Annotated in this window: 5 protein-coding genes and 1 pseudogene; 3 read left to right on the top strand and 3 right to left on the bottom strand. The window is 58.1% G+C overall.

Translation table 11 applies throughout. The features are described from left to right. A partial coding sequence (locus tag IQ35_RS20585) for an ATP-binding protein (RefSeq protein ID WP_158636735.1) occupies positions 1-210 on the top strand: 210 nt, incomplete at its 5' end. 344 nt (positions 211-554) lie between these two features. Then, a complete protein-coding gene (locus IQ35_RS20580) occupies positions 555-1,175 on the top strand; it encodes a DsbA family protein (RefSeq protein ID WP_158636734.1) in 621 nt (206 codons plus the stop codon). A 17-nt stretch (positions 1,176-1,192) separates the two neighbouring features. Here the strand turns inward: IQ35_RS20580 and IQ35_RS20575 are convergent, their stop codons facing one another. The 3 genes and pseudogenes from IQ35_RS20575 to IQ35_RS21985 form a co-directional block, all read right to left on the bottom strand. Beyond that, positions 1,193-2,758 (bottom strand): tyrosine-type recombinase/integrase, encoded by a 1,566-nt coding sequence (locus tag IQ35_RS20575; RefSeq protein ID WP_145076157.1) that lies wholly within the window; start codon positions 2,756-2,758, stop codon positions 1,193-1,195. A 177-nt stretch (positions 2,759-2,935) separates the two neighbouring features. After that, positions 2,936-4,141, bottom strand: coding sequence for a tyrosine-type recombinase/integrase (locus IQ35_RS20565; protein ID WP_158636733.1), 1,206 nt, complete (start codon positions 4,139-4,141; stop codon positions 2,936-2,938). 23 nt (positions 4,142-4,164) lie between these two features. After that, positions 4,165-4,407 (bottom strand): annotated as a pseudogene (locus IQ35_RS21985) (helix-turn-helix domain-containing protein); the annotation flags it as partial. Positions 4,408-4,429: 22 nt separating this feature from the next. Between IQ35_RS21985 and IQ35_RS20555 the strand changes: the two are divergent. Continuing rightward, a partial coding sequence (locus IQ35_RS20555; RefSeq protein ID WP_145076154.1) for a transposase occupies positions 4,430-4,708 on the top strand: 279 nt, incomplete at its 3' end.

Here is a 4,708-nt window from a genome sequence, read left to right as displayed (position 1 = left end):
CACCTGCTGAGCAAGCTTTACGAGCGCACCAGCGTCGTCATCACCACCAACCTCAGCTTCAGCGAATGGGCTGGCGTGTTCGGTGATGCCAAGATGACAACGGCTCTGCTGGACCGGCTCACCCACCACTGTCACATCCTCGAGACCGGCAATGACAGCTTTCGGTTCAGGGCCAGCGCCGCGGACCCCAAATCACGAAAGGAAAAATAACCCGCTTGACCCACCACCCGCATAGCGGGACATACCTTCCAACCGGGTCACTTCTCGATGAAAATCCCGGGTCAACTCTCAGTGGAAATCAACAGGCTTTCCTAGTCGATGGAGCGAATGCTGACGCCGTATTTGCCGAAACTTCGGATTTCAGCGGGCCGTTCATGATCGGATATTCGACTGGCAAGCTTAAGGCCGTCTTAGGTGCGCGATGCCACCAGCTAGGATGCAGCGTTTAAGTTTGGCGTAAGGTTAAATGGTCAAGGGGCATCATCACACGGGCGGGATGAGAGAGCAGCGCAGGCGGGCTAGTGGAGCGGCGACTAAAATTGACCCGTCGAGAGTTGATCCAGCTATCCGGCGTCGTCGCGATCGGCTTCGGGGCAAGCGTTGTCCTCAGAAAGACGGCGCCTCTCGGACGCGACGTATCGGGCAGCGACGTTGCGCAATCGCTCCTCCGTGAGCATGGCGCGCCGCGTGAGGGTCCATCCGACGCAGACGTCACCCTTGCGGTCTTTACTGACTACCAGTGCCCGGCGTGCCGGATGGCCGAACCGCAATTGCGGATGGCATTTGAAGAAGATCGCAAAGTGACGATCATCTATAAGGACTGGCCGATCTTCGGGGCGGTGTCGCAGCTTGCGGCGCGTGTCGCGATCGCTGCCGACCGGCAATCGATCTATCCGCAGGTCCATCATGCCTTGATGAGCGAGCAACGATCGCTTGAACCGGCTGTTCTCTGTGAAGTCATCGAGCGAGTTGGCGGCCGATGGGGTCAGCTCGAAAATGATTTGAAGGTCCATGCTCGCGAGATCGACTCGATAATGGCGCGAACGGCCAGAGATGCATTTGCGCTTGGAATTGCCGGAACGCCTGCCTTTCTGATCGGCCCATCCCTGATTGAGGGCGCGCTTGACCGAGAGGAGTTTCTTCGGGGCTTTCGCACTGCCAGAAAGCATGGATAGTGGTAACTCGTCGCTTATTATGCGGCAGCTTTATGCACAATATGCAACTCGACCAGCGCTGAGCCGATAGAACTGATACGCCACCATGCGAGCAGATCGTTCGGCCCCGCATTTGCTATCGCGAAGCCCCGCTTCGCCAACATAGTAAGCGTCGGATCACTGGCTGAAGCCAGAAAGCCCTTTTCCTCAGCCGGCAATACGGCAAGCTCAGTCAACGCATCCCATTCGGGATCGGGCAGCAAACCATTGCTGGCGGGAGCCACTTCCTTGATCGGTATGGATTCGGCCGCTTTGCGACGCTTGCGGGGGGGTGGCTTGGCTTCGCCAGCCAGCGCCGAGGCGATCCGGCGGCCTACGCGATTGGCAGCCTTCACCGATGGATCATGCTGGACATGGGCATAGATCATCGTTGAGCGCAGATTCGCATGGCCGAGGATCGCCCCTGTTAGCGCTAGCGCCTCGCCGTGCGAGGTGGCCGTAGCGCCGACCGTGTGACGCAACGTATGCGGAGTGATGCCGGGCAGATCAGCCTTCTTCACGATCTTCGGCCAGATATTCTTGGTGCCCTGGAAATAGTTGTCGCCTTCGTCGGCGGGAAACACATAGTCCGTGTCGTCCACCTTCTCGACACCTTTGAGCAAGGTCGCCGCCGCTAGGCAGAGCGGACGGATCGACTTGCCGGTCTTGCTGTCGTCGAGGACGAGCAGGCCGTTATCCAGATCGACTTCATCCCATTTCAGCTCGGCGATTTCATTGCGACGGCAGCCGGTCAGCACCCACAGCCGGGTGATGTTGAGCGCCTTGCTGTTGACGCCCTCGGCTTCCAGTGCGTCACACGCCGCACCCAGGCGTGCGACTTCCTCAAGCGTAAGGAAGCGTGTGCGCTTGTTGTCGGACTTGTTCACCACGGCCTTCTCGCAGGGGTTGGCGGTGACGATCTCGTGCCGCTTGGCGAAGCTGAACACGGCTGACAGATCGCGGAACACTTTGCGCGCCGCACCGGCGCCGCCCTTGACGATGATCCGCGTGCGTGGCCCCGTCTTCTCATTCTTCGCTGTCTTCCCAGCTTCGACATCGCGGAAGAACCGCTCGATGTCGGCCGCGCCGATCTCCGTCACGCGCTTCCGGCCGAGCAGCGGCACGACATGATGGCGCAGGCGGGCGATGGTGTATTTCTTGGTCAGTGGCTTCATCGGCTGGCCCTGGCGCTTGCCGCGCTGGATGAAGCAACCCTCGGCTTCATACAGGTCGATCAGCGCACTCACCCGCATTTCCTTGCGCTTGGCATTGCGCTCCGAAACGGGGTCTTTGCCCATTAGCGCGGAAGCCACGATCTCCTTCGCGCGCTTACGCGCCAACTCGACGGTGAGCGGGCCGAATTGCCCGATCGTAAAGAAGCGTTGCGGCGCACTCCGACCGCCGCCTTCGGCGAGATACTTGACCACGAAGGTTTTGACCCCGCTCACTCCGATGCGAACGCCAAAGCCCTTGGTATCGCTATCCCACAGCACATAACGCTTTGCGCCTGGCTCAGCGGCGTCCACCACCGTTTTTGTGAGCTTGATTTCAGACTGCTTAGCCATTTTTCTCTGTCTTTCTGCGGGCTTTCACCATTTCTCAGGCTACAACCGGGCTACAACGCTAGATGGAAAAAGCGGGTTTCCTCTCGGCCGTGTATAGCGTAGAGTTCTAAAAAAAGAAACGTAAAATCATATCTTTAATCGTAGAATGGCGGACAGTAGCGTATCTTGGAATAGTGCCTATGCAACTTTGCCAAGGTTGGGGTCGAGGGTTCGAATCCCTTCGCCCGCTCCAGTTTTCCAATTGAAATTACTCATAAAAATCTCTTTCCGTAGGACAGCGAAGGACTTCGGCTGGCACGCAACTGGCACGCATTCTGCCGGATGCACCGGTAACTCCATCGCCAAGTCGTCAAAATACGCATCTATCGCTGCCCGCCCTTGGCTCAGATAATCGGGTGAGAACTCGGCATAGGTTTCGGTGACACCGGGTCTGCGGTGGCCGAGGAGACCTTCAACTTCCCATGCAGGCACACCCCGTCGTCGCAGTTCAGCCGCCATCGTATGGCGAAGACTGTAGGGAGTGACTTCAGCGGGAAGGCCAGCCGCGCTGACGGCCTTGGCAAACGTCTTTTTGACGCTCTGGACCGGATTACCGCGCCACGTCACGAAGCGCAGGGCGGAGCGATTCCTGACGAACGGCAACAGTGTGTCTGTAATTGGCACGATAGGACGAAACTTTTTGGTCTGCTTGCGGCCCTTTGGATTCAGGTTGATTCGGCGGTTTTCCAGATCGACCTGAACGGGTGCGAGTTCGAGGATCGCTGCTGGGCGGCTCAGCGTGTTCAGCATCAGCATAGAAAAGGTGTAGACATGCGGCCAAGCCTGAACGGCCGACAAAAATCTCCTCATTTCATGCTCTTTCAGGCGATACGCCTCCTTCGCATCGCTTTTGTCCGATAGGTGCATGATAAAGGGAGCGGTGGGTAGCTCTCCCCACTTCCACGCCAGATTCAGCGCGGCGCGGCCTACAGATAGGATTCGATCGACATAGGAGTTCTTATAGCCTCGCGCTTTCAGCCAGATGATGAATTCCTGTTGTCGGGGAATCGACAATTCCGCGACTGTCGCCTCTCCCCAAAACTCGTTCCAGAGCTTGGAGGCGAACCGCTGGGTGTCGTGGGACGCGGCTTTCGAACCCCGACGTTCCCAGTACCGGATCAGGACGGTAGCTAACGGCATTTCAACCAGCGGGACGTTCTTCAGCTCCGCTTTCTTCGTGACCAGTTCGGCCAGTTTCAGTTGGGCTTGTTGAAAATCGCTTGTGCCAAGAGATGTGCGCTTTGTTTGCCGGGAACGTTTGTCGAAGTAGGTTGCATACCAATTAGCGGAACCGGCGCGCTGGGAGAGCCAATAGTCGCCGAGTTGGAATCGTTGTCCGAGCATGATGCTTTGCTTGCCTTCTCGATAAATTCGTCAATCTGCTTTTCGGTGTATCGAATTGCGCTGCCTATCTGGCAGAAGCCGATCTCTCCGCGCTTCCTGAACCGCTGCATGGTGTAGGAAGATACGCCCAATCTCCGCGCAGCTTTCGCTTCGGATAGAAGCAGTGATTCCCCAGCCCTCGACCACGCACCAAACGAGCGCTGAGGCTTCTTCTTTTCCGACGGCGAAGGCGGAATGAACCGCCCCGGGTTTGCCGGAGGCTCCAACTTCTGAGTAAGTGGAGTCGATATGAGCAAGACGACGAACAAGTTTGCACCCGAGGTTCGCGCACGGGCGGTGCGGATGGTGCAGGATCACGAAGCCGAGCATTCATCACGCTGGGCGGCCATCGTGTCGATCTCAGAGAAGATCGGCTGCGTCCCGCAGACGCTATTTGAGTGGGTAAAGAAGGCGGAGGTGGACAGCGGCAAGCGTGCTGGCGTGCCGACCGAGATGGCTGACCGCCTCAAAGCCCTGGAACGCGAGAACCGGGAGTTACGTCAGGCCAACGAGATCCTGCGCAAGGCG

This window comes from Sphingobium wenxiniae, assembly GCF_007830065.1.
GTDB lineage: Bacteria > Pseudomonadota > Alphaproteobacteria > Sphingomonadales > Sphingomonadaceae > Sphingobium > Sphingobium wenxiniae.
This window is presented reverse-complemented; position numbering and strand designations above follow the sequence as displayed.